Here is a 23,967-nt window from a genome sequence, read left to right as displayed (position 1 = left end):
ATGGATAAACACATTATTTTTGAAGACGAACAAATTCGCGCTATTTTTTTAAAAGGTTCGTCTGACGAGTTAGTTTTTTCTTTTGGTGACTTAATTACTCGCGCCAAAGGACTTGCAATCAATGCGGAAAAATCATTAGCCAAATTTGAGTTTAATGTGATTGGCATTATGCCCAAAGAAAAATCATGGTTTCCTGCGGAGTCCATGCACAACTTGTTCAAAGCCATTGAAGACGTGATTGCACCCTTTCAAAAACGCATTGGTTATGGCGGTTCAATGGGCGGCTATGCCGCGATTAAATATTCAAAGCTGTTGGGTTTAACTCGTGTGGTGTCTTTGGTTCCACAGTTTTCGATTGACCCAGAAGTGGTTGAAGATAACCGCTATAACATGTTTTACCATGCAGAACTCAATGCGAATATGCAGGTGCAAACGCAGGATATTGCTGCGGACTGTGAATATATTGTGGTCTATGACCCTTACTGTGCCGAAGACCGCGTGCATTTTGTTGAATTGGAACAGGTTATTCCAGAAATCAAAGTCCTGAACCTACCCTTTACAGGACATGATGCCATTGCAGTCTTAGCCAGTTCTGAGCTGCTTAAAGACTTTTTAACGCGCGAATTTGACAGTGTTTATTTCTATCAAAAAATTCGTCAGGTGAAAAAAGGCAGTAAGTTTTATTATCGTAAAGTGATTGAAACCTTATTGCCGCATCATCGTCGTTCACTGGGTAAAATTCTCAGAAACAATGACATGCAGTTGGATAGCCAGTTTTTTGATGCCAAACTGAAACAAAGCATTATCCGTCAGTTACTCAGTAACCGTCAGGTCAGTGAGCAGGATTTGTTGAAACTAGGCATTCAAGTCAATTTGCCACAGGAAAGTAATAGTCAGTTGCTCGACAGTTTTGGGCATGGTCTGGTGTTTAATATGATTAGCCAGAAAATTGAAAGTTATGTGCAAAATGCGATTAACCTGAACCATAAGTTCCTGATTCCAATTTTTGCCAAAGGCACAGATTTGGTTCAGATTAGCCTGAATGATGAACGCTATGTGATTGCCATGAATGACCGCCATGTAATGAAACTGTTCAAAGAGCAGGACGAATTGTCTGCTGGTATGCATCCGTTGGTGTTAAAAAAATATAGCGATTATTATTTGTTGAGCTACAAGCAGTTTAACCTCAGCAGTGATGAATATGGCGGCAATGATTTTGTGGAAGATACGCCTGAAACCGCCAAGTTCATGACACAACCCGAAGAATCGGAAGAAGTAGAACAAGCCTAAAAATTAGATGAATCTTATTCGATTTGGATGGCTTGATTTTTAACTGAATTGGTTTAAGATCGAAAGAGTGGATAAAAAATATCCACTCTTTTTTATTTTTCACTTAAGGTCAGGTTGTATGAATAGGATATTTATACCTGCTGTACTTTTGTCTATCACACTGATTTTCAGTTTGATTTATCTAATTCATCAAGGCTTTGATTTGGCAGCCATCATTTTTGCGAGTGGCGTACTGGTGGTGTTGATGCTCGCGAGTTATGTTTATCAGCAAATTCGATTTTCTGTACGTGAGTGTATAAAAGATTCCAAAAAATAGTGGATTTTTCTTTTTACGGTGTATGTCTTGAACCGAAACCTGCTTTGGCTTTTAATAAGCTCTACATGAGTCATGGAAAATAACAGCAGGAGCAGGAGATGAGGGCAGTATTTTTAGATGTGGAATCTTTAGATCAGCATGATTTGGATCTGAGACCCTTAACTGCCGCTTTTGATGAGCTGATTTTATATCCTGCAACATCAACCGATCAGGTATTACAACGCGTGCAAGATGCACAGGTCATTATCACCAATAAAGTACAGATTTCTGCACAAGTGATGCAGCAATGCCCGCAGTTAAAACTGATTTTAATCTCCGCCACCGGCACCAATAATGTCGACTTAGCTCAGGCCAAAGCACAAGGCATTGTGGTGTGTAACTGTCAGGGGTATGGCACTTCGGCGGTGGCACAACACACTTTGGCTCTGATGTTGGCATTGGCAACTTCACTGCTGAAATATGACCACGCGGTGAAGCAAGGTATATGGAATAGCTCAAAACAGTTTTGTTTACTGGACTTTCCGATTGTGGAACTTGCGGGTAAAACCTTGGGCATTGTGGGGTATGGTGAGCTAGGGCAGGCAGTGGCAAAACTGGCACAAGCCTTTGATATGCGCGTCTTGATTGCTACTTTACCTGATCGCCCGCAACGTGAAGGTCGCTTACCTTTGTCTGAATTATTACCACAGGTGGATTTTCTCACGCTGCATTGCCCGCTGACCGAGTCTACCCGTAACTTAATCAGTACGGATGAATTTGAATTGATGAAAGCCAGCGCCTTTCTGATTAATTGCGCGCGCGGGGGTATTGTCGATGAAGCCGCTTTGGCACAAGCTTTGCGTGAAGGCCGTATTGCAGGTGCTGCGACCGATGTATTAACGGTCGAACCACCGAAAGATGGCAATGTGCTATTGGCAGCAGATATTCCAAATTTAATTATAACACCGCACAGTGCGTGGGGCAGTGTTGATGCACGACAGCGTATTGTGCAGCAGATGGTGGAAAATGTGACTGCCTTTCAGCAAGGACAACCAATTCGGCAAGTTGCCTAACTAAAAATGAAAAAAGCGCAGTCTGTCGGCTGTGCTTTTTTATTGTTTTAAAAATGGCGTGATTTAGTTAAGTTGTCCATTCTGAGCAGGAGTCGAGCTAGATTGACTCAATGGGTGCGATTCAATAGGTGCTGGCGGGCTATTTGGATCACCTAAAACACTGGCTTTGGCTTCATGCCATTTTCTATTGACCGTGGCTGCGGCTTTTTGTGAGTTTTCTTTGGCGATTTCAGTCTGTTCTTCGCTATAGATTTTGGTTTCTTGCCAAGTTCCAGCGACTTTAGGTTTGACTTTGGCAATCCCTTTTTGTGCTGTCCGATCCACAGCATTGGCAGCATCTTGGGCGGTATCTAAGGTTTTTTGCCCCAGAACTTCAAAAATATTAGGGTTGTCCCCATAGGATTTTTTCTTGCTACTTTCTGTGGCATGGGCAGGGAGCGCCATGACCACGAACACCGTACTGGAAATTAAGGCGGCTTTTATCAACTGCATGCACTTTGTCCTCTATTGCTCTGCACTATGTTGTAAAACATGCTGTAGGCTGGCATGTTTTACATAGTGTCATGACCGAATGGATACCCCATATTCTGCTGTATCCCATCGGACGTCAAGAATTTTCATTGCGTGCTAAAGCACAGCCCAGTTTAAAAATGTGTCCATTCAAACGAATTGGTCGCATTATTTTGCTGAGTTGACTGTCGTTTGCGATGTAACCCCAACTTGCGTTTTAGCAATAGGAGTGTGCACGCCGACTTGAGCGTTTACATTTGCTTGCGTAGGTGTGGTTAATGCAGTTTTGGTTTTATTCCAAGTGCGTTCAGTTGAGGCTTTGCCTTGCTTCATTTTTTGTCCCAAATAATTTTGGGTTCTTTCAGTCTTTTCAGCACTGTAGTCTTTAGCTTTGGTTGCAGTTTGATTTACATTTTGCGCCTGTTCTGTGCTGAACTGTTTAGTGTTGTTCCATACTGCTTTACTTGTAGATTGGGTGTGTTCAGCACCTTTTTCAATGCCTTGACCGACGTGCTCGGATGCTGTGCTAAGTCCCTTTCCAACTTGGGTAGAAGTATGTTGAATGCCATGCCCGACATTTTCTGCGGCAGTGCTTAAACCATTGCCGACTTTTTGGGCAGAAGTCGTCACGCCTTCATGAATATTGTGTAATACGCCGTGAGTATTGCCTTGTGCTTCGGCAGAGGCATTGACCTGTCCATTGACTGCGACATTGGCAAAGACTGAAGCAGAGGCAAAAAATGCGGTACTCATTAGCGCTGTTTTTATCATGTTCATATTAGATATTCCTTTGTGACTACACCCTGTGTAATAAGGGATGAATGTGAGCCATCATAAACAGATTCAAAATGAGTTTTCGCTTTTGAGATGAAACTTACACAGTTCCGCACAGCAGTTTAACAATATGCACAAGATTGTAGAGAGACAAGCCGACTTGAGGGTATTGATGTATCTATGTGCTGTCCTTTGTTCACATCAGCAAAGTTATGTAGGTGTAAGCAAGTCGTGAAGTATGAAATGAGTCGATTATTCTGAATTTTAAGTATTTTTATAGGCTTTACACCATTTAGATGTAAAGCCTGCATAGCACTTAGTTACATTGTGCAACGGCATCTTTGGCGAAGTTTTTACGTAATTTAATGAAATTTTGTTGTACTTGGGCATTGTTTAGATCGAAATTGCTGGCTTGACTGGTGCCATCTTTCGCGAATGTTGCTGTACTACCCGTAATGAGGGTATTTCCTCTAAATGACCATTGTTCGACAACTTTGTTGCCGTCTAAGTTGCCTGTAAATTCGATGATGCATTTGTCTACAAATTTGGTCAGTTTGGCTTTATTATCTGTTGTGTTTGGATATACATCTAAGTTCTGAACTTCTTGCAGTACACCTGTTTCCAGTTGCGGAATTTTAGGAGATGAAGTACATGCTGTGAGTGCTACGCAAGTTAAGCCCGTAAGTAAAAGTGTTTTTAATTTCATATTAACGTTCTTTCTTGTTGAGTGTTGTTAGTTTGAGTATAGGGAATTGTGAAAAGGAAGACCATAGTATTCTGCTTTTGGAATTTTGGGCTTAGCTTTCTATACTCTAATATTGATATTAAAGCTATTTCTAAGAGCAGATTGGAAGTTTGATTTTAGATAATATTAATGAAATCATAGTTTTCTATAACTTTATCAAATGTTGGGTGAGTGCTAATATTTTTAATTACTTTTAATGTTACAAACTGGTTGATACGTAACTTTTCTATTTCAGATAAAACTGATTTTTCTAATCTTATTCGATAGATTTTTTTATCCTCATTTACAAGAGTAATTTTTCCTGATCTATCAAGATTTTGTATTATCCCAGAAATCTCGCATTCAACTGGTTCTTGAATTACTAGCTCATTTAAAAAGTTTAAAGCTTTATCAATTTTATTAGTGTTGCCCATCCAATAATGTTTTTGATTTTGATGTGAATCCCAATTAATTTCAAAGTCTAAATTATTGCTTTTCAAAGCTGAAAGCATAGATTTAATGCTAGCAATACCTTTGTTACCCATAATTGAGAAGATTTCTTGATTTATCTCAGGATTATCTAAGGATTGAAAAAATGAGAACCAATGGGAAAGGGTATTTTGCGACAAACTCCATCCAAATAAGTCTGGCTGAATTTCTAAACTGATGATGAATTTTGTTGAACCTGAAACAATATTTGCTAAACGTAGATCTAAGTCAGATTGGTTAACAAAGTCAGCATGTTTTTTAGGAGTTCTTACTTTTGTAGAAAGTGTAATTAGGCTCTCAGCTAAACCTTTTGACAAAGTTGCATGTAGCATCAAAGGTAGAGAGCCATTGTGAGCTTTGTCACCTATGAAGCGAACTTCTAGAATTTCTTTTTCTCTACGGAGTTGTAGATCGCGGAGCTGCTTTCTGAGGTTATTTAGATGTTCCTTAAAGGAGTTAAACGAAGCTATTTTGAAGCGATCATTTTTATCTAAGGTCTGACTATCCTTATTCAAAATCTCTTCAGCTAAATGTATTTGTTCTTCAAGAGTAGAGATGTTCATGAGAGTTTACTCGAAGTTGAATGAAACCTTTAGCTTCAGATAGTTGATTGTAACTGAAAAGACTACGCCAATAGTGATAGCGATCTACTTCGCTCATAGTGTTAAAAAACAAGTCACACCCATATCGGGCGCGAATTGTATTACGATTTTCTAGAAATGAAAGTAACTCATTATATTTTTCGGATAAAAGTTTATTCAGGTCTCCTTCATTGAGAAATAAAACTATATCAATATCACTAGGATGAGGTTTCTTTGAACAAAATGATCCGTCTAACCAGATTATCATCTCAACTTGATAAGCCTCTAATTCCTGAATTAAGGCTCTTAGGCGATTGCATAAATTAGCCCGTGTTCTTTTATCTTGAAATGGATTGAGAACTGTTTTTTCCAAATTTTCCAAAGATATCTTATGAATACCAGGATCTAGTAAACACGGATAAATTACCTTACCTTCAGATAATCGTTGGGGGTCTTTCTCTATGTTTTCTGTAAAATTATTGTCTATCATATGGATATTTTTTGTTATCATTTTGATTTTATATCATAAATATTAAATTCTAAGAATAAAAAACCCCACTAATTTATAGCGGGGTTCTCATTAATTTACAACTAATTAAGGCTTAATGCTGCAACACTGAAATATCCGCAACACTGGTAAACAAGTTACGCAACTGCGCCAGTAAACGTAAACGGTTGGCTTTTAAGTCAGCATCATCAGCCATGACCATCACGCCATCAAAGAACGCATCCACTGGCGCACGAAGTGCAGCAAGTGCAGACAATGCAGCAGTGTAATCTTTGGCAGCAAACAATGGCTCAACTACAGGCGTGATTTTCGCAAGTTCAGCGAATAATGCTTTTTCAGCATCTTCAACCAGGTTCGCTTCAACAACGCTTCCTTCAGGAGTTGCTTCTTTCGCAAGAATGTTAGCAACACGTTTGTTCGCCGCAGCCAAAGCAGCAGCTTCAGGCAAGTTACGGAAGTGGTTGACTGCATTCACACGCTTGTCAAAATCAAGAGGAGATTTTGGCGACAACGCTTGAACGGCTTGAATCACATCAACAGCAACACCTTGGTCTTCATATTTCGCACGGTAACGACCTTCTAGGAATGCAACTGCATCCGCCAAAGTCTTGTCGTGATCTTTCAATACATCGCCATAAGCCGCCAAAGCCAACTTGATCAATTCTTCAATCGAAACATCAAGGTTGTTTTCAGTCACTAAACGCAAAATACCAATCGCAGAACGACGTAATGCAAACGGGTCTTTAGAACCTGTCGGTGCTTGACCAATACCAAAAATACCTGTCAAAGTGTCCAAACGGTCAGCAAGCGCAATCGTTGTACCTGTCTTTGTTTTCGGTAAAACATCACCCGCAAATTTCGGAAGATATTGCTCACCTAAAGCTTCCGCTACTTCGTCATTTTCGCCTTCAAGACGTGCGTAGTAAGTCCCCGCAATCCCTTGAAGTTCAGGGAATTCACCCACAAGCTCAGAGGTTAAGTCACATTTTGCAAGAAGTGCTGCTTTTTCAGCATCGGCAACTGTTGCACCAGTGATTGGCGCAAGGGCTACCGCCAATTTGGCAATACGTTCAGATTTGTTCCAAAGCGTACCCAATTGCGCTTGGAATACCATGTTCGCCAGTTTTTCTTTACGCGATGCAAGCGGTTGCTTTTGATCTTGTAAGAAGAAGAATTCAGCATCAGACAAACGCGGACGAACAACTTTTTCATTACCTTCAATAATTTGTGTTGGGTCTTTCGACTCAATGTTTGAAACGGTAATGAAGTAAGGCTGTAACTTATTGTCAGCATTGACCAAACAGAAATACTTCTGATTGTCCTGCATCGTGGTAATTAACGCTTCTTGAGGTACAGCAAGGAAGCGTTCTTCAAAGCTGGCACGAAGTGCAACTGGCCATTCAACCAATGCCGTCACTTCATCACGAAGGTCGCTTGGTACAATCGCAATCGCATTGACTTCATCCGCAAGTGCTTTCACTTGTTGGTCAATGATTGCTTGGCGTTCTTCAAAATTCGCCACAACTTTCGCTGCACGAAGTGCGTCTAAATAGGCATCTGCATTGGTTAACGTAATCGCTTCAGGCGCATGGAAACGATGACCATAAGTCACATTGCCGGCTTGGTGATCCTGAATGGTTGCATCAACCACATCGTTGTCTTTAAGCAACACAACCCATTTTACAGGACGGACAAATTCAGTACGGCTTGCCGCAGAACGCATACGTTTTGCAATTGGTAAGTTGTCCAAAGCCGTTTGTAAAATTTGTGGCAGTAATGCTTCAAGGCTTTGACCTTTAACATCTTTCAAGAAGCAGACTTTTTCAACTTTACCTGCTTGGAAAGTTGAAACTTGATCCGCGGTAATGCCTTGACCACGCATAAAGCCTTCAAGTGCTTTGGTCGGCTTGCCTTCAGCATCATAAGCAGCTTGAACCGCAGGGCCATCAAAACGTTTTTGCGTATCTGCTTGCGCTGCATCTACATTGATAATTTTCAATGCCAAACGACGTGGCGCAGCATAGGCTTCAATTGCATCGAATGCTAAGCCAGCATCTTTTAAGCCTTTAATCGTTTCAGCTTGTAAGGCATCACGTAAAGTTTTTAAGCTTTTTGGAGGGAGTTCTTCACAGCCAAGTTCAAATAAAACGGTATGTTTAGACATTATTTGTTCTCCGCTGATTTTTCTGCTTGAGCCGCTTCCGCTTCAACCTGAGCTTTGAGTTGAGCTAAAACTTCATCACGTAAATGTGGTTCTGCCATTGGGAAACCAAGTTTGGCACGAGCAGCCACATAACTTTGTGCAATTGAGCGTGCCAAAGTACGTACACGTAAAATATAACGTTGACGCTCAGTCACAGAAATCGCGCCACGTGCATCGAGCAAGTTAAAGCTGTGTGATGCTTTAATCACTTGTTCGTAGGCAGGAAGTGGAAGTTCAGCTTCCATTAAGCGCGTTGCTTCCGCTTCATAGAAATCGAACAATTCAAACATTTTTTCAACGTTGGCATATTCAAAGTTATACGTCGATTGTTCCACTTCATTTTGATGGAATACATCGCCATAGGTGACTGTACCAAACTGACCTTTGGTCCAAACAAGATCGTAAACAGAATCTACACCTTGTAGGTACATGGCCAAACGTTCAAGACCATAAGTGATTTCACCTGTCACTGGGTAGCATTCAACTCCACCGACTTGTTGGAAGTAAGTAAACTGAGTTACTTCCATACCGTTGAGCCAAACTTCCCAACCTAAGCCCCAAGCACCCAGTGTTGGAGATTCCCAGTTGTCTTCGACAAAACGAATATCGTGAACCAGTGGGTCAATTCCGATGGCTTTAAGCGAGTCAAGGTAAAGCTGTTGGATGTTGTCTGGGTTTGGTTTTAACACCACTTGGAATTGGTAGTAGTGCTGTAAACGGTTTGGGTTTTCGCCATAACGCCCATCTTTTGGACGACGTGAAGGTTGTACATAAGCCGCGTTCCAAGTTTCTGGCCCTAAAGCGCGAAGGAAGGTTGCTGTGTGGAAAGTCCCAGCACCCATTTCCATGTCGTAAGGTTGTAAGATCACACAACCTTGTTCAGCCCAGTAGTTTTGTAAGGCAAGAATTAAGCCTTGGAAAGTATCAATATGCGATATGGCGCGACTCATGGTGCATCCATTAAAAATTAGAGAAAAATTGGCTCTAAGTATAAGGATTTTGCAGGGGAGTGGCAAAGGGTTCAGCTTGAATCATCAATTTAAAATTTGTGTATTCATTTGCCGCTATTTGAACGTTGTAAGATAAGCTGAGTTGCTGAAACTCGTATCTTCAAATTCGAGTTTTAAAGCTTGAAGATCAATTGCGTAGATTGGGTGATCATCAAGCATTTTGGTATAGTGATGACAATTCATAACAACAAAAGTGACAAGTCATGCTGAAATTTATTTTATCCACCAGTGTATTGGTTCTTGGCTCTATTGGATTGGTATGTGCCCAACAACCGACGACTGAATCGGATCCGTATAGCGAATGTGTTGAGCAAACTATTCAAGAGCAGCAACTGGCAGGGATTAACAATAGCGTGGTACAAATTTGCGCGGATCAAGCCAAACAAGGCTACGAAAAGCAAATTGTGGCATTACTCGATCAAATTCGTACACAAAGCGAAGAATACAAACAGCCAGAACGTTACCAAGATATTTTAAAATCACAGCGTTTGTGGAAAGCCTATGTCGATCAAGAGTGTGATAATGCTGGACAGTATATTGGTTCGCCCATGTATGCATATTGTCCAATGCAGCAGTATGCTGAACGGGTTGCACAGTTGCAGCAATATATTTAACAGGTTGTTCAACAGAATTACTCATAAAAATAAGATGTAAAATAGATGCATCTTATTGCTAAGACCACGTATAATTTTGCACCAGTTAAGTGCGAAAAATTAGAAGGGCGGCTGTGTTTCATATGCAACTTGAATGGTTAAATACCTTAAAACCTAATTTTAAAGTGTTACCGCTAAAGGAAAGAATGCTCTGTGGTTTAGGTGCATTATTGGGCTTAGCACTTTCCTCGCTCATTAGCTGGTGGGTGTTGGGTGATATTAATGCATGGTACATTGCCCCAATGGGCGCCTCTTCGGTATTGCTGTTTGCTGTACCTGCCAGTCCTTTGGCGCAGCCATGGAATATGATTATTGGTAATACTTTGGCGGGCTTTATCGGCGTTACGTGCGCGCTATATATGCCGAATTTAACCGAAGCATTCAGTATTGCGGTGGCGCTGTCGATCTTTTTGATGATGACCACCGATTCTTTACATCCGCCCAGTGGTGCAGTCGCCATTACTGCGGTGTTGGGTGGTAAAAGTGTGCATGAGCTAGGTTATGCCTTTATTGCCTATCCTGTGTTATTGAACTCATTGTTGCTCTTGGTCATCGCCATTATTTTTAACCGAATGTTGGGACGCAAATATCCGCAAACAGCACAGCTAAACTCACGTTCCACCGATCCGACACCCACTCAAAAAGTCACCATTCAGCCGCAAGATATCCACAATGTGTTGGAACATCAGCCACAGTTGCTCGACATCAGTGAATATGATTTACAAAAGATTATTCTCAAGGCGCAGGAAATTGCCAACGCACGTACAGTGAATGAACTGACTTGCCAAGACTTAATGTCTAAAGATGTACTGATGCTGAATGAGCAAGATGATATTCATCTGGCTTTAGATAAATTCAAACAGATTAATTTAATGAGCTTGCCTGTGGTCAATAATGCACGGCAGTTGGTGGGAACTTTAGCACTGTATGAAGTCGTGGAATGGTTTAAACGTGCTGCCGACCCTAAAGCCAGTTGGGAACATCAGGTGAAACAGATTATGAATCGACAAGTGGTGACGGTACAGCCGAGCCAGCCAATTCAGGATTTAGTGCCGTATTTTGTAGAGCGTTCGTTTAACTACATTCCTGTGGTTGAGCAACAACAATTGGTGGGAATGATTAGTCGTGCAGATATGATTGCGGCATTGAATCAGCAACTGATTCAATTGAAAAATCAGAAATAAGCGAAGCTGAAATAAAAAAGCTACGACTCTTTGGGGAAAAAGTCATAGCGACCAAAACGGTAGGTCAAATGATGTTGTTTAAAACCTATAATGGCGTCTTGTTGTTATTCACTGTACGCATTGGGCGCTGGTAATTCGAAGAATCTGAATAACTGGCGTCCTGACGTTTAGGAATCACTAACCATAAAACCAAATACACGAGAATGCCTGGAAAAGCGGCGCTCATGATGGAAACTAAAAAGAAAATAATTCTTAATAAATTTGCGTTCCAACCAAAACGTTCAGCAATACCGCCCATAACACCTGCAATTATATTTTGGCGATTCGAACGATATAAACCAACATTGGCCATTCAGGTCTCCTTAAAAATTGAATGAGGGATATCTTGCAAACCCATAATTAATAAATGGTGATGCAATTCAATTTTTAAAGCAAAGCCAGCACGAAAATAGTTAAGTTATGTAAATAAACATAGGCGCTCAGCCGTGCGCTACATAAAATGTGATCAAATTTACAGATGCCTTTATTTTTGATAAGTAAATACAGGCGCTTGCAATGCTGTTGCCGAATTTAAGGATAAATGACGCGATAACATTTTTTACCCTTTGGGTGCTCGGTCAAATGAATGTGGGTTGTGTATTAACGTGATGAAATGGAAAAGTGTAAGACTTCATCCGAAGTTAGGTGGGGCATTACTGGGATGTTTGTATCTCAGTCTAATTTTGGCAGCATGTAGTCCAACACCGCCTAATGCTGATCAAACAACGCTATCTGCAGATGAAGGACAGCCTGCATCTGCTGCTCGTCAGCCACAGTCTGGCAAAAAATTAACGGAACTGGCGGGTCAGGCGAGTATGCCCAACGAAGCGGCGTCAACAGTGCAACAAGATTTAGCCGATGAGCAAGCCCTTTATGTCGGGCGCTATCATGTCAAGATTTCCTGTAAAGATGACTTTGTACAATGTTCCGAAGGTTCGGCAGAATATATTTTGACTTTGGCTGCCGATGGTTCTGCCTATCGGAGTATTGTTTACACAGGAAAGTTGTTTAGTGAAAAATTGGCTGAAGACAGCAATATTCGAACCTATCGACGTGATACATGGTCCGTGAACCCAGAAGATTCTGAATTGGTGGTGCATTTAGAAGAGGGGGCAGAATTTTATTATCGGGTCGATAAACAACAGAATCTTATTCTGGATTTGGATCGAACTTTAGATCTAGATAATCAAATTAATCAGCATTTATTTGCAGCGGGTTATCCGATGCCGACACAAACGTATCGTTTAATTAAAGATCAATAATGTGCAATGAAATTAGAAGCGATAAAGATGCTATGAAAATATAGTAGCGATGCGGAGAGCGGTGCTCTAGGAAATGTTTTAAGATGTTTTGCAATAAATGGTGGGTCGTCCGCGACTCGAACGCGGGACCAACGGATTAAAAGTCCGCTGCTCTACCAACTGAGCTAACGACCCATTTAGAATGCTTTCACATTATGACAGCTTTTTGGTAAAGCTTAAAGATGGTGGGTCGTCCGCGACTCGAACGCGGGACCAACGGATTAAAAGTCCGCTGCTCTACCAACTGAGCTAACGACCCATCAGGAATCAAAATAAGTGGTGGGTCGTCCGCGACTCGAACGCGGGACCAACGGATTAAAAGTCCGCTGCTCTACCAACTGAGCTAACGACCCATCTCGTTTTGATGGAGCGTATTGTAGCAAGATCTCGAACGAGCGCAAGAGAAAAATCGCAAAGTTGTTGATGTTTGATTATAAATACAACAACTTTGCCTGATTTTATGCAAAAAATTACCAAAATTTCAGTTTAGAAGCGATATTGGTACTGTTGGATATTGCTGTAAATTTCAGTACTCATATCACAATAGGCATTGCTGTTTGGCAGCAAGACTAAAATTTGTTCATTGGTTTTTTCTGGATTGAAGGCTTGCTCTTTCAGCTTGTTTTTCTGATATTTAAAGGTCCCTGTGGTTTCCACCTGTTTTTGCACACGTAAGAACACAGGGATGGCGTAGGTAGGTAAGCTTTTTTTGAAGCAACTGAGCATAGCTTGCAGGTCTTGTTCATTCAGTTGAGCTTGTTCTGCTAGGGTAATGGCAGCCATACCTGCACGTCCGTTGGTGTGTGGAATTTCCACACCGTACACTACCGCTTCGACAATCTTTGGATATTCACACAACATATTCTCAACTTCGGTGGTTGAGACATTTTCACCTTTCCAGCGGAAGGTATCGCCAAGGCGATCGACAAACTGTGCATGGCGGAAGCCAATATCGCGCACCAAATCACCTGTGTTAAAGTAGGCATCGCCTTGTTTAAACACGTTGGGCATAATCACAGACTTGTTTTTTTCAGGGTCGGTATAGCCATCAAAAGGGGAGCGACGGGTAATTTTACCGATCAACAGACCGACTTCACCTTTACTTACTTTTTGACACCAGCCGTGTGCATCGCGGATAGGTTCATTCTTTTCTTTGTCGAATTGAACAATGGCATAAGGCGTAGGTGAAAATCCGACAGTATTGTCGAAATTAAACACATTGCTAAAGCCAACATTTCCTTCGCTCGATGCATAGAGTTCGAGGACTTCTTCGATGCCAAAACGTTGTTTAAATTTATCCCAAATATTTGGACGCATGCCATTGCCAATCATTTTTTTGACACGATGGGCGTGGTCTAATTCTGATGCTGGTGCATCCATTAAATAACGGCACAACTCTCCCACATAGCCAATTGCCGACGCATTAAATTTTTGCACATCTTTCCAGAACGCAGAGGTCGAATATTTACGTCGCAATGCCAAAGTCGCACTACTTGCAATCACCCCACACCAGCACACCACAATGCCTGTCGCGTGGTAGAGCGGTAGAGTAACGTACATGACATCGTCACTGTTTAAATCCAGTACGTGTCCATAAGTGCCATAGGCAAGCGTCCAGCGGCTATGGGTGAAAATCACCGCTTTCGGTAAGCCTGTGGTGCCTGAAGTATAGATGTAAAACAAGCCATCTTTGCCTTTCACACTGTGCGTGGTTGGCGTGTTAAAGGTCGGAAAGGTGATGATTTCATTAGCTAAATTTAGATAGTGTGCAGGTGCTGTTCCTGCATCTTGACGTGTTTCTTGGTCGGCAAACCAATGAAAACGCTGCTCGATCAAGTGAAGCTCTTGGCGAATTTCATCTACAGCGGCACGGCATTCTTCTCCAACAATAAGTGCGATAGGATTGACTAAATTAATACTATGCGCCAAAACTTTGCCGACTTGTGAAGTGTTCACTAAAGCTGCTGTGACCCCGATTTTTGCCAAAGCTAAAACACTGGCAACCAGTTCTGGGCGGTTTTCAATCATTACCGCAATGACATCACCTTTTTGTGCACCAATCGATAAATAATAATGCCCAATTTGGTTTGCCCAATCATTGAGTTGTTGGTAGGTATATTTCTGCTCTTCAAATAATAACGCATAGCCATGTGGATTGCGTTTTACGGCTTTTTCAAAGGCAATACCTAAGCCCGCTGGTGAGTTTGGGGTGCGTAAGTATGCTTGTTTTAATCCTGTAATTAGATGCGGAAGTTTTCCAATAAATTGTGGGATTTTTGCAGCGACGTCTGTAATTCCAATAAGATCGCTCTGTGTGGTTTGGCTCATAAGAATCCTATTTATTTTTCGTGTCCAATACGATGTCTTTGTCTACAGGTTGAACGTAGTAATCTGTACAGTTGTCCTTTTAATCGTTTCTTTCTAGTGCAATCAACCTAATCTATTCAAAATAACAAAAAAAACCTAGCCATCGAAATGACTAGGTTTTAATTATTTCACAGCAATTGGGTAAATACTTACTCTGCTGTAGGTGTTACTTTTTTCGGTGGACGGCCGCGTGGACGACGAGGACGAGCTTTTTCTTTCTCTTCCTTTTCGCTCAACGTTTCAGTTGTTTCTTCTGCGGCAACATCAACGCTCAGTTCAGTTTGTACTGGCTCTGCTTTGGCTTTGGTTTTCGCAGGCGCTTTAGTTTCAGCCACTGCTTCTACAACAGGGGTTTCAGCCACCACTGCTTCAGTGACTGCAACTTCGGCAGCAGCAGCCTCTACAGGCTCCACTACAACTGCAATCTTTTCAACCACTGGAGCAACAACTGGCTCAGCAACAATAGGTGCTTCTTCCACATGTGCTTGTTTAACTTGCGCTAGGGCTTGCTCAGCAGCCTGTTTTGCTAAACGACGACGCTCACGTGGGTCATTGGCAACACGCTTTTCTGACTCAGGCTTTGGAGGTGTTAAGTCCAACACAGGTGCAGGTTCAGCTTCAGGAGTAGCTTTCGCAACTTCGACATCACGTGTGACAGGTTTTTTCTCCGCTTCAACAACCACAGTGCTTGTGTTGAGGCTTGCTGCATATTCTGCAGTAAACTTCTGTAAGGCACGGTTGAAGGTTGGGATTAAGCCAAATTGCTCAATCAGCACAGCACAGTCTTCACCATAAACATGGCGAATTAAGCTACCTACTGTGTATTGCGCTAAAGTCGGTACTTGTGACGGGTTAAGCTTTGGCGCTTGCACTCGTTTAGCTTGAGCATCACGTTGTTGGCGACGACGCATACGCGGGTCATTGCTTGCACGTTTGCCGTCAGAACGAGGCTTTTGCGCTTCCACTTCAACTTGTGGCGCTGGTGCTTCAGCCTGAACTTCAACTTTTGCTTCAGTCACAACCGTGGTAGGAACAGCTTCAACCACTTCTGGAGTTTCAGTCACAGCAGGAACAGCCACAGCTTCCACAGCCTTTACGGTTGCAGGCTTGTTGATGGCGATGATTTCACTTTGCGCTTGATCTACATTGACCACGAGAGCTGTTGGCATGATGTCTTGACGCGGAGCATCAATGACTTCTACCTTGACTTGTTGCTCATCGACTACGACTGGAGCAGGTGCGGCTACAGCAGCTTGTTGCTCATTGAATACGCTTTGGTCGCGGTGGCGATTTGGGCGATTCGGGCGCTGTTGGTTGTTACGGTCACGACGTGGAACAGCTTGTTCAACATGCGGTTCGCTTTGTTGCTCTTGCTGTGGTTGACGTTGTTGCTGACGTTGACGCTTTTGCTCACGCTGTTCTTGGCGTTGCTCTTGGCGCGACATTTGTACAACTTCTTCAACCACTTGATTTTGTTCTTGTGGTTGCTCACGTTGTTCGCGTTGCTTGTTGTTATTGTTGCGCTTTTTGTTGTGACGTTGCGATTTTTCTTCTTTCTCAGAATTTTTTTCTGCAAAGTCACGTTGCTCTGATTTTTGTGGAGCAGGTGTAGCCGACAAGTACACATTGTTGTTTGCAACAGGTGTTGCGGCAACAGCAGGAGGTGTTGCTGTTACTTGACCAAATTGACCGCGGCTGACTGCGCCACCATTGACCATTTGCTCAATTGCCGCAGCTGCATTATTTGCTGTACGCGCTTGATCTACAGTTGCCGCTTGCTTTTGAACAAATAGATTTTCTAACCATGCACATGGACTGCTTGACGCAGTTGCTACAGCAGCAGGGCTAGGGGCTTGCGTACTTTGTTGAGCAGCTTGCTGTGGCTTTTTCTTGCCATGTTTGTCAGCAATAGGTGCAGCACTTGGTTGTTGATCCGCATCTTCTAAATGCCAATCTGAAGCTTCATAACCCAATTCTTTTTCGCTAGAACGTGTTGCTTCGGTACGTTCATAGCTAGTTGGCGCGAAGCCTTCAGGGTTATAAGAAATTTCGTAATGTGGTGTTTCTAAGTGAGGGTGTGGTAATACCGTCACACGAACACCCGAGGTTTGCTCTAAGTAAACGAGGCTGTGACGCTTTTCATTCAATAAGAATGCAGCAATTTCTACAGGCACTTCAACTTGAACTTCACCATGACGTTCACGTAGAGCAATTTCTTCCACTTTACGCATAATTGAAAGTGAAAGTGAGCGTAAGTCACGCACCATACCTGTACCATGACAGCGGGGGCAAACATAACCAGTGGCTTCTTCTAAAGATGGACGTAAGCGTTGACGGCTCATTTCCATTAAACCAAAGCGCGACAATTGACCAAATTGAATACGTGCACGGTCGCTTTGCGTTGCTTCACGTAATTTTGCTTCTACCATGCGTTGGTTGCGGTCTTTGGTCATATCGATGAAGTCGATGACTACCAAACCACCAATGTCACGTAAGCGCAATTGACGTGCAATTTCTTCTGCGGCTTCTAGGTTGGTATTGAGTGCAGTTTCTTCTACATCATGACCACGAGTCGATTTTGCAGAGTTAATATCAATCGAAACCAAAGCTTCTGTTTGGTCAATCACGATTGAACCACCAGAAGGTAATTTTACTTCACGCTCATAAGCGGTTTGAATTTGGCTTTCGATACCAAAATGAGCAAATAATGGCTCGTTTAAGGTGTAGGTTTTTAACTTGTCAATTTGACGAGGCATGACTGCTTTTACGAAATTATAAGCTTCGTTATAGGCTTGCTCAGAGTCAATTAAAATTTCTGCCACATCATCACGTAAGTAATCACGGATGGCACGTGTCACTACACCTGCTTCTTGGTGTACCAACATTGGTGATGGACCAGAACTCGCTGTATTTTGGATTTGTGCCCAAAGATCGAGAAGGTGTTGTAGATCGAGTTGTAATTCTTCTTGAGAACGACCAATACCCGCAGTACGTACAATCACGCTCATGCCACGAGGGACATTGAGTGATGCCAACATTTCTTTTAATTCTTCACGAACTGAACCCGAAATTTGACGGCTGATGCCACCACCTTTGGGATTATTTGGCATGAGGACTAAATAGCGACCTGCCAAAGAAATAAAGGTAGAAAGTGCAGCGCCTTTGTTGCCACGTTCTTCTTTTTCCACTTGGACTAAAAGCTCAGTGCCTTCAGTAATCAGTTCACGGATATTCGAAGTCTGGCGAGGGTCAGCTTTGTAGTATGAATTTGCGATTTCGCGCATAGACAGGAAGCCTTGACGACCTGCACCATATTCTACAAATACAGCTTCTAGAGAAGGCTCGACGCGAGTCACATGACCTTTATAGATATTCGATTTTTTTTGTTCACGAGTACGATTTTCTAAATCAAAATCGTAAAGACGCTGACCAGTAACAAGTGCAACGCGGACTTCCTCAGCATGTGTTGCATTAATCAACATACGTTTCATGGGTGTAACACCTTATAGTGATACACAGCAAAAAATCGCTATTCACGTAGCGAGCATCAAACATCATGGATCAAACTCAGATCTCAAATAAACCAATTGTGGTCTGAGGGTTTTCACTGGCCTTTTTTAAGGTGGGCTCCAGTTTTGATTCACGTATTGATGATGGCAATACGGCTTCAATCTTTCAACGATTAAAGACACCTGTACACTTCACTGGCGAACGAGCGGTGCATTGGATGTGAGTAACTTTCACTGTCACATTGCTCGAAGAGCATCCCTACATAAGAGTGTCTTGATACGGAATTATCGTCGTATCTTTACAAATTGTGCAGATCCAATGCATCAGACGCTGTAGCCTGAATGTGGTTTCAGGGTGCGACTAATCTGATGTGTATCAGTTTACGTTTAAAAACCAACTTGAGGTTGGCGACATATTTTTTCAGGCAAACTGATTTATGTACCTGAGGTACAATTAAACGCAACAGTTTGCAGTTTTGCCGATATAATAAGCCTTCGGCGTCGGCATAATTCTTTTGGGACCTTTTCGAGTTTATAATCAAAATGTCAGTCACATTTCAACTTAACTTCAATTGAAATGCGTTGATGATGATTCACTTACGATGGTTTCCGTGCGCTGACTATAGCAAACCTTGCATCATCTGCCTATGGGCTAAGCTAACGTTTCTAGTGAAAAGTATAGCCTAAATGATCAGTTTTTAATCAATTTTAGTATTTTTTTAGGTCACAGTATCTGTATGAATTCTACGCAAGAATGGCAAAGTGTCACTTGGTTTGAAGTGGATGAGCATCAAGCGGGTCAACGCATCGATAATTTTTTATTTAGCCGACTCAAAGGTGTGCCGAAAAGTCGCATTTATCGTTTAATTCGTGAAGGTCAGGTGCGCGTGAATAAAAAGCGCATTAAAGCGGAAACCAAATTGGCAATTGGTGATCAGATTCGTGTGGCGCCAATTCGTTATGAACAAAAAGATGAAACGGCTGCCCCTGTTTCAGACAAAGTCGCACAAAGTTTACTCAGTCGTGTAGTCTATGAAGATGAAGGCTTAATGGTGGTGAATAAACCATCGGGAATTGCGGTGCATGGCGGCAGTGGCGTGGCTTATGGTTTGATTGAGGGCTTAAGGGCTGCGACGGGCAAAAAATATTTAGAACTGATTCATCGAATTGACCGTGATACATCCGGTTTGGTGATGATTTCTAAGAAACGTAGCGTGTTAAAAACTTTGCAAGATATGCTGCGTGAACACAAAATTAAGAAGACTTATGCTGCTGTGGTCAAAGGTGTCGTCAGCCTCGATAAGCAGTTGATTGATGCGCCTTTACACCGTTACGAATTGTCGAATGGCGAACGTCGTGTACGCGTATCTAAAGAAGGGAAAGATTCGAAAACTCAGTGGAATGTCGCTGAGCGTTTTATGCATGCGACTTTGGTGTATGCTTCGCCACTTTCGGGTCGTACCCATCAAATTCGTGTGCATGGTTTGAGTATTGGTCATCCACTGGTTGGCGATGATAAATATGGTCATGAAACGGAATATAAGGGGCCAAAACCACGCCGTTTATGTTTACACGCCATGCGTTTGGATATTCCTGGTTATCCACCAATAGAAGCACCTTTACCTGAAGATATGCAGAGTATTGTGGCGCAGTTAAGAGCACAGAAGAAGGATTAAGTCTGAATTCAAAAAAGTATTCTGAGCGAACTGAGAAATTTGTTCATTAGGGTATACATGTTTGGATTTAACCTTCGGTTTTACCTACTTTTGTTTTGGCAAAATGAGAAGCGAAGCTTCGCAAGAAAACCAACTTGCGGCGCAACGCGCCTCACTGCAAAACTCGTTCAGTAGCAACTTTTGATTGATGGATTGCAAAAACTTTATTTATTCAAAATTGTTTTGCCTCGAACCATTGCGGATGACATTTTCGCGTATCAAACTTTCATTTTGAATTAAATATTTAGACTAGATTAAACAAAGAGAAAAATATGCAAGAACCTGTAGAACTGATTGTCTTTGATTGGGATGGCACATTATTTGATTCAGTGGGGCAAATTGTGGACAGTCTTTTGTTTGCAGCGCAGCAATTTGAACAACCCTTAACGCCTGAAGCGGCAAAAAGTATTATTGGTTTGGGTTTGCCTGAAGTGGCTCAAGTTTTATTTCCGACAGTGCCTGAATTACATACTGATCTTTTGAAGTGTTATGGCGATCATTATGTTGCCCATTCAACCGATGATGCTTGGTTTGCGGGGATTGCTGAAATGTTGTATGGACTCAAAAATCAGGGGGTTCAGCTTGCGGTGGCGACAGGTAAAAGCCGTAAAGGTTTGGATCGTGTGCTCGCTCAAACCAATAGTCATGATTTGTTTGAGATTACGCGTGCGGCAAGCGAAACCAAGTCTAAACCTGATCCGTTGATGTTGCGGGAAATTTTACAGTTCACAGGGTTGCGCCCAGAGCAAGCGATTATGGTCGGCGATACTTCTTATGACTTGGAAATGGCGCAAAATATTGCCATGCCAAGAGTCGGCGTCACCTATGGTGTACATACTAAAAATATTTTGCAGCAGTTTAATCCGTTGACCATTGCCGATGATGTCGCAAGTTTAGATCAGTTTTTAAATCTGCAAGTAAATGCTTCTGATGTGGCTTAAGCCAAGTTGATTATTTTTCAAGGCGTGTAAGGATATACGCCTAAAATTACTTTTGAATAACAAGAAAATCCGCTATGAGTCGTTCTATTCGATTACTTCATTTATTACAGCATCTTCGTGAACAGCGTTATCCTGTTACTGCACTACGTTTGGCTGAACATTTGCAAATCAGTGTGCGAAGTGTTTATCGAGATATTGAAAGTTTACGTGATCAAGGGGTTAATATTGAGGGAAGTGTCGGTGTAGGATTTCAATTGAAAGAAAACTTTCTCCTTCCCCCCATGAGTTTGGATGAATCAGAAATTGAAGCCATGTATCTGGCATTACAATGGGCTAAATCTATTCCTGATCAAGCATTACAGCTGGCTTCACATTCGGTATTAAGCAAATTAAAAGCCGTATTACCGCAAAGAAAACAAGAATTTTTAAATGATACCTATCTAAAATCCATTCATTCATGGATTGAGGTTGATCAAACCATTGTGGAACAAGTTCGTATCGCCATTCGTTTACAAACTAAAATTCAGATTGATTATATTGATGAACAAAAACAGATTTCACACAGGCAATTATGGCCGTTTGCATTGGGATATTTTAACGACAAAATGTTGTTGGCTGCGTGGTGTGAATTACGGGAAGATTTTAGAAATTTCCGTTTAGATCGAATACAAACGCTCATATGCACTGAACAAGTCTATCCTCAATTTAAACGTCATTTGTTTCAGCAATGGTGTCAAAAGGAATTTTCAAATTCATAAAAATGACCCAACACTACTGACAAAAACTGACACAGCTCCGTTCTATTCTAAACAAACAATAAACACAGAGGATAGAACAATGGCTTTAACTTTATATACAAATAAGCAATCTCGAGGCGTTGTGGTGGATTGGCTCATTCTTGATTTGGGGATTGAAGTTGAGCGCGTAGAAATCGCCTATGGCGCAGAAATGAAATCAGCCGAATTTTTAAAACTCAACCCTTTCGGTAAAGTGCCAGTTTTGGTTGATGGTGATGTGGTGATTTATGAGTTAGATGCCATTTGTGCGTATTTGGCAGATAAATTCTCTGAAAAAGGGTTAGCTCCTGCACTGAATGATCCGAAAAGAGGTTTATATTATCGTTGGTTGTTCTTTGGTGCAGGCCCGTTTGCAGCCGCTTCGGACAATGAGCATTTAAAAGTTCAGGTTGCACCAGAGCAAAAAATGTTTATGGGCTATGGCGATTATCAAGATACCTATCAAGCCTTGATTCAAGGTTTAGAACAAGCAAGCCCTTATTTATGCGGTTCACAGTTTACGGCAGCCGATATCAGTTTAGGGGCAATGATCATTTGGCAATTAAAAATGAATTTATTAAAACCACATCCTGCAATTGATCGCTATGTATTGGCCATACAGCAACGTGAAAGTTTAAAGAATAATCCTGCTTTATTTGCAGCATAAAACCATTTTACTCCGATAAGCCTCTTATGCAGGTAATGCCAGTCAGTGAATAAATTGACTGGCATTTTTATTTTAAATTCATGATGTTATTCAGTATGAGGGAACGTGATCCGCAACTGTTCGAGGCATGAGCTGTACCGGACTGGTATGACTTATGAAAAAAGGCTTATTTTTGAGGTAGATCTGATACAGATAGACTTCTCGCTTATTATTTTTTAGTCGTAGATGCAAAGTTTAATCAAAATAGACCCCACTAAATTCTGAATGATTTGGTCATTTTTCTCTTGGATTTTTTTCTATGCTGTTTATTTTGATGGATAAAACAAAAAAGATTTATAGGTTCTAACTATTGTAAAAAATAAAATAAGTATTGGCGCAAAACCCGCAATTTTCCGATGCTTAAGCGGTCTAAAACATACTCGTTTTTAGTGGTGCTTAGGGATAAGCCCTTGGTTTCACCTTCGGTTATTTGCAAGGTCTATTTTGACTATTTCTTGATTTCCCTTGCTCGCTAAAACGGTATTTGTCTCTATTTTGCAGTTTAAGGAACCCTAGATGTCGAATTCTGCTGTTGTTGAATCCGTTGCACAGGCTTTACGTAACGCTGAGCTTACACAGACTGCGATTGCACCGATTCGCCCACAATTGGGCGCGGAACAAGCAGACGTCGATATTGCGTATGCGGTTCAGGAAGTGAATACCCAACGTGCCTTGAAAGAAGGACGTCGCTTAGTGGGGCGTAAAATTGGTCTCACCTCTAAAGTGGTTCAAGCTCAATTGGGCGTGGATCAACCTGATTTTGGCATGTTGTTCGCCGACATGGCTTATGGCGATGGTGAAGCCATCCCCGCAGGTTTATTGATTCAGCCGAAAGTTGAAGCTGAAATTGCATTGGTGATTAACCAAGATTTAACCCAAGAAAAACATAGCTATGCGGACATTATTAGCGCTACAGCTTATGCCTTGCCTGCGATTGAAGTTGTAGATAGCCGTATTGAAAAATGGAAAATTTCACTGATTGATACCGTGGCAGACAATGCGTCTTCTGCGGCTTTTGTGTTGGGTTCACGCCCAGTGAAATTAGATCAGCTTGATTTGGCTCATTGCAAAATGACCATGACTCGCGGCGATGAAGTGGTTTCACAAGGCATTGGCAAAGCCTGCTTAGCCAATCCTTTAAATGCCGCAGTTTGGCTTGCCGATGAAATGGTACGCCGTGGTCGCCCATTGCTTGCGGGAGATATTATTTTAACTGGTGCGCTTGGCCCAATGGTTGTTGCAAACCCAGGTGATGAATTTAAAGTTGAAATTGAAGGCTTTGGTTCAGTGGTCGCTGCGTTTGCTGCGGAATAAATTGA

The 23,967-nt window shown here is 41.9% G+C and carries 21 protein-coding genes and 3 tRNA genes; 11 read left to right on the top strand and 13 right to left on the bottom strand.

Features of this window, described 5'->3' with window-relative positions; translation table 11 throughout:
• The 3 genes from E0H82_RS07405 (at position 1) to E0H82_RS07395 (ending at position 2,658) form a co-directional block, all read left to right on the top strand.
• Positions 1 to 1,290 carry a hypothetical protein gene (locus tag E0H82_RS07405; RefSeq protein ID WP_131264049.1) on the top strand — a complete coding sequence of 430 codons (1,290 nt, stop codon included), beginning with the start codon at positions 1 to 3 and terminating at the stop codon, positions 1,288 to 1,290.
• A 118-nt stretch (positions 1,291 to 1,408) separates the two neighbouring features.
• On the top strand, positions 1,409 to 1,606 hold the full coding sequence (locus tag E0H82_RS07400) for a hypothetical protein (RefSeq protein WP_131264048.1): 198 nt from the start codon (positions 1,409 to 1,411) through the stop codon (positions 1,604 to 1,606).
• A 98-nt stretch (positions 1,607 to 1,704) separates the two neighbouring features.
• The gene (locus E0H82_RS07395; protein WP_131264047.1) at positions 1,705 to 2,658 is read left to right on the top strand and encodes a 2-hydroxyacid dehydrogenase; all 954 of its coding nucleotides are present in this window, start codon (positions 1,705 to 1,707) and stop codon (positions 2,656 to 2,658) included.
• 63 nt (positions 2,659 to 2,721) lie between these two features.
• Here E0H82_RS07395 and E0H82_RS07390 read toward each other — a convergent pair whose 3' ends face one another.
• The 7 genes from E0H82_RS07390 to glyQ form a co-directional block, all read right to left on the bottom strand.
• Positions 2,722 to 3,150, bottom strand: a complete 429-nt coding sequence (locus E0H82_RS07390) for a hypothetical protein (RefSeq protein ID WP_131264046.1) — start codon at positions 3,148 to 3,150, stop codon at positions 2,722 to 2,724.
• A 186-nt stretch (positions 3,151 to 3,336) separates the two neighbouring features.
• Positions 3,337 to 3,945, bottom strand: a complete 609-nt coding sequence (locus tag E0H82_RS07385; RefSeq protein WP_131264045.1) for a hypothetical protein — start codon at positions 3,943 to 3,945, stop codon at positions 3,337 to 3,339.
• Between the two features lie 313 nt (positions 3,946 to 4,258).
• Positions 4,259 to 4,648, bottom strand: a complete 390-nt coding sequence (locus tag E0H82_RS07380) for a hypothetical protein (protein WP_131264044.1) — start codon at positions 4,646 to 4,648, stop codon at positions 4,259 to 4,261.
• Between the two features lie 155 nt (positions 4,649 to 4,803).
• On the bottom strand, positions 4,804 to 5,718 hold the full coding sequence (locus tag E0H82_RS07375) for a hypothetical protein (protein WP_131264043.1): 915 nt from the start codon (positions 5,716 to 5,718) through the stop codon (positions 4,804 to 4,806).
• Positions 5,699 to 6,247, bottom strand: coding sequence for a DUF6932 family protein (locus tag E0H82_RS07370; protein WP_228258634.1), 549 nt, complete (start codon positions 6,245 to 6,247; stop codon positions 5,699 to 5,701). Before E0H82_RS07370 ends, E0H82_RS07375 begins: the two co-directional genes overlap by 20 nt.
• A 91-nt stretch (positions 6,248 to 6,338) precedes the next feature.
• On the bottom strand, positions 6,339 to 8,408 hold the full coding sequence (gene glyS, locus E0H82_RS07365) for a glycine--tRNA ligase subunit beta (RefSeq protein ID WP_131264042.1): 2,070 nt from the start codon (positions 8,406 to 8,408) through the stop codon (positions 6,339 to 6,341).
• On the bottom strand, positions 8,408 to 9,397 hold the full coding sequence (gene glyQ / locus E0H82_RS07360) for a glycine--tRNA ligase subunit alpha (RefSeq protein ID WP_116758712.1): 990 nt from the start codon (positions 9,395 to 9,397) through the stop codon (positions 8,408 to 8,410). The genes glyS and glyQ overlap by 1 nt, the downstream gene beginning before the upstream one ends.
• Positions 9,398 to 9,660: 263 nt before the next feature.
• Here glyQ and E0H82_RS07355 point away from each other — a divergent pair, with 263 nt between their 5' ends.
• On the top strand, positions 9,661 to 10,071 hold the full coding sequence (locus tag E0H82_RS07355) for a lysozyme inhibitor LprI family protein (protein ID WP_131264041.1): 411 nt from the start codon (positions 9,661 to 9,663) through the stop codon (positions 10,069 to 10,071).
• 122 nt (positions 10,072 to 10,193) lie between these two features.
• Positions 10,194 to 11,294, top strand: coding sequence for an HPP family protein (locus E0H82_RS07350; RefSeq protein ID WP_416224492.1), 1,101 nt, complete (start codon positions 10,194 to 10,196; stop codon positions 11,292 to 11,294).
• Between the two features lie 85 nt (positions 11,295 to 11,379).
• Here E0H82_RS07350 and E0H82_RS07345 read toward each other — a convergent pair whose 3' ends face one another.
• The gene (locus E0H82_RS07345; RefSeq protein ID WP_131264039.1) at positions 11,380 to 11,646 is read right to left on the bottom strand and encodes a PspC domain-containing protein; all 267 of its coding nucleotides are present in this window, start codon (positions 11,644 to 11,646) and stop codon (positions 11,380 to 11,382) included.
• Positions 11,647 to 11,941: 295 nt separating this feature from the next.
• Here E0H82_RS07345 and E0H82_RS07340 point away from each other — a divergent pair, with 295 nt between their 5' ends.
• Positions 11,942 to 12,595 (top strand): hypothetical protein, encoded by a 654-nt coding sequence (locus E0H82_RS07340; RefSeq protein ID WP_165492932.1) that lies wholly within the window; start codon positions 11,942 to 11,944, stop codon positions 12,593 to 12,595.
• A gap of 98 nt (positions 12,596 to 12,693) precedes the next feature.
• Here E0H82_RS07340 and E0H82_RS07335 read toward each other — a convergent pair.
• The 5 genes from E0H82_RS07335 to E0H82_RS07315 all read right to left on the bottom strand — a co-directional run bounded on the left by E0H82_RS07335 (position 12,694) and on the right by E0H82_RS07315 (position 18,492).
• A tRNA-Lys gene (locus E0H82_RS07335) sits at positions 12,694 to 12,769 on the bottom strand.
• A gap of 48 nt (positions 12,770 to 12,817) precedes the next feature.
• Positions 12,818 to 12,893 (bottom strand) — tRNA-Lys (locus tag E0H82_RS07330).
• Positions 12,894 to 12,911: 18 nt separating this feature from the next.
• A tRNA-Lys gene (locus E0H82_RS07325) sits at positions 12,912 to 12,987 on the bottom strand.
• A 133-nt stretch (positions 12,988 to 13,120) separates the two neighbouring features.
• A complete protein-coding gene (locus E0H82_RS07320; protein ID WP_131264037.1) occupies positions 13,121 to 14,962 on the bottom strand; it encodes a long-chain-acyl-CoA synthetase in 1,842 nt (613 codons plus the stop codon).
• A gap of 188 nt (positions 14,963 to 15,150) precedes the next feature.
• Positions 15,151 to 18,492 carry an Rne/Rng family ribonuclease gene (locus tag E0H82_RS07315; RefSeq protein ID WP_131264036.1) on the bottom strand — a complete coding sequence of 1,114 codons (3,342 nt, stop codon included), beginning with the start codon at positions 18,490 to 18,492 and terminating at the stop codon, positions 15,151 to 15,153.
• Between the two features lie 755 nt (positions 18,493 to 19,247).
• Between E0H82_RS07315 and E0H82_RS07305 the strand changes: the two genes are divergently transcribed.
• The 5 genes from E0H82_RS07305 (at position 19,248) to E0H82_RS07285 (ending at position 23,962) form a co-directional block, all read left to right on the top strand.
• Complete coding sequence (locus E0H82_RS07305; protein WP_131264035.1) at positions 19,248 to 20,186, top strand: RluA family pseudouridine synthase; 939 nt, start codon at positions 19,248 to 19,250, stop codon at positions 20,184 to 20,186.
• Between the two features lie 311 nt (positions 20,187 to 20,497).
• The gene (locus E0H82_RS07300; protein ID WP_131264034.1) at positions 20,498 to 21,166 is read left to right on the top strand and encodes an HAD-IA family hydrolase; all 669 of its coding nucleotides are present in this window, start codon (positions 20,498 to 20,500) and stop codon (positions 21,164 to 21,166) included.
• 74 nt (positions 21,167 to 21,240) lie between these two features.
• A complete protein-coding gene (locus E0H82_RS07295) occupies positions 21,241 to 21,924 on the top strand; it encodes a helix-turn-helix transcriptional regulator (RefSeq protein ID WP_131264033.1) in 684 nt (227 codons plus the stop codon).
• A gap of 79 nt (positions 21,925 to 22,003) precedes the next feature.
• Positions 22,004 to 22,609: a glutathione S-transferase family protein gene (locus tag E0H82_RS07290; RefSeq protein WP_131264032.1), complete on the top strand. Its 606-nt coding sequence runs from the start codon at positions 22,004 to 22,006 to the stop codon at positions 22,607 to 22,609.
• Positions 22,610 to 23,164: 555 nt separating this feature from the next.
• Complete coding sequence (locus E0H82_RS07285; RefSeq protein WP_131264031.1) at positions 23,165 to 23,962, top strand: 2-keto-4-pentenoate hydratase; 798 nt, start codon at positions 23,165 to 23,167, stop codon at positions 23,960 to 23,962.
• Positions 23,963 to 23,967: the final 5 nt, after the last annotated feature.

Source organism: Acinetobacter sp. ANC 4910 (genome assembly GCF_004331035.1).
GTDB lineage: Bacteria > Pseudomonadota > Gammaproteobacteria > Pseudomonadales > Moraxellaceae > Acinetobacter.
Note: the sequence above shows the minus strand (reverse complement) of the source record. Positions and strands in the feature narration are given on the sequence as shown.

Excerpts from the sequence above, each read along its gene's own strand:
- E0H82_RS07305 (WP_131264035.1), top strand. The coding sequence starts at position 19,248 with ATGAATTCTACGCAAGAATGGCAAAGTGTCACTTGGTTTGAAGTGGAT.
- E0H82_RS07355 (WP_131264041.1), top strand. The coding sequence starts at position 9,661 with ATGCTGAAATTTATTTTATCCACCAGTGTATTGGTTCTTGGCTCTATT.
- E0H82_RS07405 (WP_131264049.1), top strand. The coding sequence starts at position 1 with ATGGATAAACACATTATTTTTGAAGACGAACAAATTCGCGCTATTTTT.
- E0H82_RS07370 (WP_228258634.1), bottom strand. The coding sequence starts at position 6,247 with ATGATAACAAAAAATATCCATATGATAGACAATAATTTTACAGAAAAC.
- E0H82_RS07385 (WP_131264045.1), bottom strand. The coding sequence starts at position 3,945 with ATGAACATGATAAAAACAGCGCTAATGAGTACCGCATTTTTTGCCTCT.
- glyS (WP_131264042.1), bottom strand. The coding sequence starts at position 8,408 with ATGTCTAAACATACCGTTTTATTTGAACTTGGCTGTGAAGAACTCCCT.
- E0H82_RS07340 (WP_165492932.1), top strand. The coding sequence starts at position 11,942 with ATGAAATGGAAAAGTGTAAGACTTCATCCGAAGTTAGGTGGGGCATTA.
- E0H82_RS07290 (WP_131264032.1), top strand. The coding sequence starts at position 22,004 with ATGGCTTTAACTTTATATACAAATAAGCAATCTCGAGGCGTTGTGGTG.
- E0H82_RS07400 (WP_131264048.1), top strand. The coding sequence starts at position 1,409 with ATGAATAGGATATTTATACCTGCTGTACTTTTGTCTATCACACTGATT.
- E0H82_RS07320 (WP_131264037.1), bottom strand. The coding sequence starts at position 14,962 with ATGAGCCAAACCACACAGAGCGATCTTATTGGAATTACAGACGTCGCT.
- E0H82_RS07345 (WP_131264039.1), bottom strand. The coding sequence starts at position 11,646 with ATGGCCAATGTTGGTTTATATCGTTCGAATCGCCAAAATATAATTGCA.
- E0H82_RS07350 (WP_416224492.1), top strand. The coding sequence starts at position 10,194 with ATGCAACTTGAATGGTTAAATACCTTAAAACCTAATTTTAAAGTGTTA.
- E0H82_RS07295 (WP_131264033.1), top strand. The coding sequence starts at position 21,241 with ATGAGTCGTTCTATTCGATTACTTCATTTATTACAGCATCTTCGTGAA.
- E0H82_RS07395 (WP_131264047.1), top strand. The coding sequence starts at position 1,705 with ATGAGGGCAGTATTTTTAGATGTGGAATCTTTAGATCAGCATGATTTG.
- E0H82_RS07315 (WP_131264036.1), bottom strand. The coding sequence starts at position 18,492 with ATGAAACGTATGTTGATTAATGCAACACATGCTGAGGAAGTCCGCGTT.
- glyQ (WP_116758712.1), bottom strand. The coding sequence starts at position 9,397 with ATGAGTCGCGCCATATCGCATATTGATACTTTCCAAGGCTTAATTCTT.
- E0H82_RS07300 (WP_131264034.1), top strand. The coding sequence starts at position 20,498 with ATGCAAGAACCTGTAGAACTGATTGTCTTTGATTGGGATGGCACATTA.
- E0H82_RS07380 (WP_131264044.1), bottom strand. The coding sequence starts at position 4,648 with ATGAAATTAAAAACACTTTTACTTACGGGCTTAACTTGCGTAGCACTC.
- E0H82_RS07285 (WP_131264031.1), top strand. The coding sequence starts at position 23,165 with ATGTCGAATTCTGCTGTTGTTGAATCCGTTGCACAGGCTTTACGTAAC.
- E0H82_RS07375 (WP_131264043.1), bottom strand. The coding sequence starts at position 5,718 with ATGAACATCTCTACTCTTGAAGAACAAATACATTTAGCTGAAGAGATT.
- E0H82_RS07390 (WP_131264046.1), bottom strand. The coding sequence starts at position 3,150 with ATGCAGTTGATAAAAGCCGCCTTAATTTCCAGTACGGTGTTCGTGGTC.